Source organism: Burkholderia sp. E168m23 (assembly GCF_016586125.1).
In the GTDB taxonomy this organism is placed as follows: domain Bacteria; phylum Pseudomonadota; class Gammaproteobacteria; order Burkholderiales; family Burkholderiaceae; genus Burkholderia; species Burkholderia orbicola.
The window spans coordinates 1-3,261 of record NZ_BCPP01000827.1; the positions used below are offsets into that span (position 1 = coordinate 1).

The 3,261-nt window shown below is 70.6% G+C and carries 3 protein-coding genes; all 3 read right to left on the reverse strand.

Translation table 11 applies throughout. From position 1 onward, the window contains the following. Nucleotides 1–25 precede the first annotated feature (25 nt). Nucleotides 26–1,081: a MerR family transcriptional regulator gene (locus JMF90_RS30340; protein WP_011548669.1), complete on the reverse strand. Its 1,056-nt coding sequence runs from the start codon at nucleotides 1,079–1,081 to the stop codon at nucleotides 26–28. Nucleotides 1,082–1,168: 87 nt separating this feature from the next. Next, on the reverse strand, nucleotides 1,169–2,635 hold the full coding sequence (xylB, locus tag JMF90_RS30345; RefSeq protein WP_011548668.1) for a xylulokinase: 1,467 nt from the start codon (nucleotides 2,633–2,635) through the stop codon (nucleotides 1,169–1,171). After that, nucleotides 2,632–3,261, reverse strand: a 630-nt coding sequence (locus JMF90_RS30350; protein ID WP_201325825.1) for an AraC family transcriptional regulator, incomplete at its 5' end; no start/stop codon positions are given. The genes xylB and JMF90_RS30350, both read right to left, overlap by 4 nt.

Sequence of the window (3,261 nt, forward strand, 5' to 3'; positions counted from 1 at the left end):
TCCGACGAGACAGGTCGCGAAACATTCAATTCATTTCGCGTTCCGTACCGAGCATCATAGCGCGCGCTTCCGGCCGCCGCGCAATCCGCTCCCGGACCTCCGGCGCCGCCAGGCACGTGGCCACGGCTTCATACCCCGGCGCGCCGGGGTAAGGCGCCACGCGCGCAGGCGGGCTGTGATTGGCCGGGCACAGCAGGATGGTTTCGTCGGGGCCGACCGCCGCGAGATCGAGGATGGCCGACGAGCGCGTCAGCAGGAACAGCGGCCGCATGCCGGCGGCCGCGCCTTCGCGCAGATGCGCGATCAATGCCAACTGCGTGGCTCGGTCGAGGCCCTGTTCGATCATGTCGACGATCTGCGCACGCGGGCGTTGCGCTTCGAGGCTGACGAGGAGTGCCGTCAGCGCTGGCGACGGCGTCGCGCCTTTGGCGGCGAGCAACGCCGACGCGCGATCGACGCGCGACTTCAATTCCGGATCGGCGTGCAATGCGTCGAATGCCGCGGCACAATCGTCGTCCAGCCGATCGAGGCCGACGAACACCGCGCCGGGCAGCGCTTCGGCCAGCCGAAGCGCGAGCCGCGTCTTGCCGCTCCCCAGCGAACCGATGATGTAGTTCAACGGCCGGATATCGCGACACTCGAACCATTCGCCACCCCACGGCCACGGCAGGCTGAACGCGACGCCGGCGCTGCCTGTGTCGACGAGCCGCGCGAGTTCTCCGTCCGTCGGCATCCGCCCCCGTGCAAGGTCGGCGCGCATCGCGCGCACACGGTCGAGCTTGCCGACGAAATCCTGAATCCCGCGATCGAGCGCCGCTTCGTGAGCGGCCAGCGCGGTATCGAGACCGCGCGCATCGCCGTCGAGCACGCTCGCGACCTGCGCGAGACCGAGGCCGAGCTTGCGCAGTGCCGCGATGTCGGCGGCGCGTGCGAGGTCGGCCGGGCCGTACGCGCGGTATCCGGCCGGCGTGCGTTCGGGCGTGACGAGGCCGTGCCGCTCGTACAGCCGCAGCGCCTTGATCGAGACGCCAAGCCGCGCGGCGGCGGCCGATGCGTTCAAACGGGGCGTGTCGGTACCCATCCGTCACCTCTTGCTGTCGATTCGTTGCGGTCAGCATAAAGGCGATCCCAAGGGCCGGGTCAAGCGCGATCGCGCGGCTGTTCCCGTTCAGTCGGCGGCCGCGAACTCGTCCCGCAGCGCGCGATACAGCCGTCGGTAGCGCGCGAGCCGCCCCGCCAGCAGATCGACCGACGCGGCATCGGGCGCGACCGTCTCCGTGACGGGCGGCGCGACGCAGACTTCCTCCAGCGTATCGTTCGTCGCCGCCAGCCGTGCGAGTCGCGCCGCGCCGAGTGCCGCGCCGACCGCGCCGTCCGCATGGCGCTGCATCGAGAGCCCGGTCGCATTCGCGCATAGCTGCGCCCAGAACGCGCTCTTCGAGCCCCCGCCGATGAACGACACCGCGTCGAGCGTCGTGCCGGCCGCGCGCAGCGCGTCGTAGCCGTCGGCCATCGCGAACGCGACGCCTTCCATCACCGCATACGCGAGATCGTCGGCGTCGTGTTCGTTCGACAGCCCGAAGAACACGCCGCGCGCATGCGCGTCGTTGTGCGGCGTGCGCTCGCCGCCGAGATACGGCAGGAACAGCGGCGCGCGGGCCGGATCGGCGTGTTCGGCGCGCGCCGCCAGCACAGCGGGCGTCGTGCCGTGCGCACGCGCGAGCCAGTCGAGGCTCGCCGCGGCCGACAGGATCACGCTCATCTGGTGCCAGCGCCCTTCGACGCAGTGACAGAACGCGTGCACGGCGGCGTCCGGGTTCGGCGCGAAGCGGTCGTTGCCGGCGAACAGCACGCCCGACGTGCCGAGCGACAGGAAGCCGCTGCCGGCACCCGTGACGCCCATGCCGATCGCGGACGCCGCGTTGTCGCCGGCGCCGCCGGCGATCGTCACGGGCCCGTCGATGCCCCATTCGCGCCGCAGCGCGTCGCGCAACTGCGCGGCGGGCGCGTTGCCTTCGACGAGGCGCGGCATCTGCGCGCGCGACAGCTCGGTCGCGGCGAGCATCCGGTCGGACCAGTCGCGGCGCGCGCAGTCGAGCCACAGCGTGCCCGACGCGTCGGACATGTCGGACACGAATTCGCCGGACAGGCGCCAGATCAGGTAGTCCTTCGGCAGCAGCACCTTGTGCACCGCGCGAAACACGGCCGGCTCGTATTTCGCGAGCCACAGCAGCTTCGGTGCGGTGAAGCCGGGCATCGCCATGTTGCCGGTGATCGCGCGCGATTCCGGCACCAGCGCTTCCAGCTCGACGCATTCGGTGCCGGCGCGCGTGTCGTTCCACAGGATCGCGGGGCGCAGCACCTGGTCCGCGCGGTCGATCAGCGTCGCGCCGTGCATCTGGCCGGACAGCGCGATGCCGCGCAGCGCGGCGAAGCCGGCCGGATGCGCGGCGCGCACCGACGCGATCGCGTCGAGCATCGCGTGCCACCACGCCTGCGGGCTTTGTTCGGACCAGTGCGGATGCGGCCGGCTGATCGACAGCGTGGCCGCGCCGGTGGCGAGGGGGACCGATCGGGAATCGGTGAGCAGAACCTTGACCTCGGACGTGCCGAGATCGATGCCGAGGAATGTCACGTGTGAAGCGTCCTGTCTGGGGGGCACGGCGGCCGCGCGCGTCGCGGGGGCGGTGCGTCGTCGCGGCCGTGCGGTTCGTTGAGCCGGTGCAGCGCGCGGAACTTCGACGGCGGCACCTGCTTCATCGCGAGAAACTGACGGTTGAAGTTCGACAGGTTGTTGAAGCCAACCCGGTAGCAGATGTCGGTCACCGTCAGGTCGGAAAACATCAGCAGCTCGCACGCCTCGTTGATGCGCAGCCGGTTCAGGTAGCGCACGAACGACGAGCCGGTGTGACGCCGGAAAAACCGCGTGAAGGTGCTGACGCTCATGCCGGCGAACGCGGCGACGTCGGTTTCGCGCAGCATGCCGGGCAGGTTCTGCTGGAGGTACGACAGCACCTGGTTGATGGTCGACGACATGTAGTGCTGCGCGTCGCTGCGGTAGCCGGGCCCCGCGAGCACGCGCCGCTCGCGGCACGACGACAGCCGGTCGAACAGCGACATCAGGATCTCGACGCGGCGGCAGCCGTGCGCGTTCGCGAGTTCGAGCATCAGCGGCGCGACCTCGACGCCCACGCGGTCGGGAAACTGCACGCCGCGCGCCGCGTCGTCGATCAGGTCGATCACCGGCTGCAGCTCGCTGAA

Bases quoted from the DNA above. Each gene is read 5' to 3' on its own strand.
- JMF90_RS30340 (WP_011548669.1), bottom strand. From the start codon at position 1,081: ATGGGTACCGACACGCCCCGTTTGAACGCATCGGCCGCCGCCGCGCGG.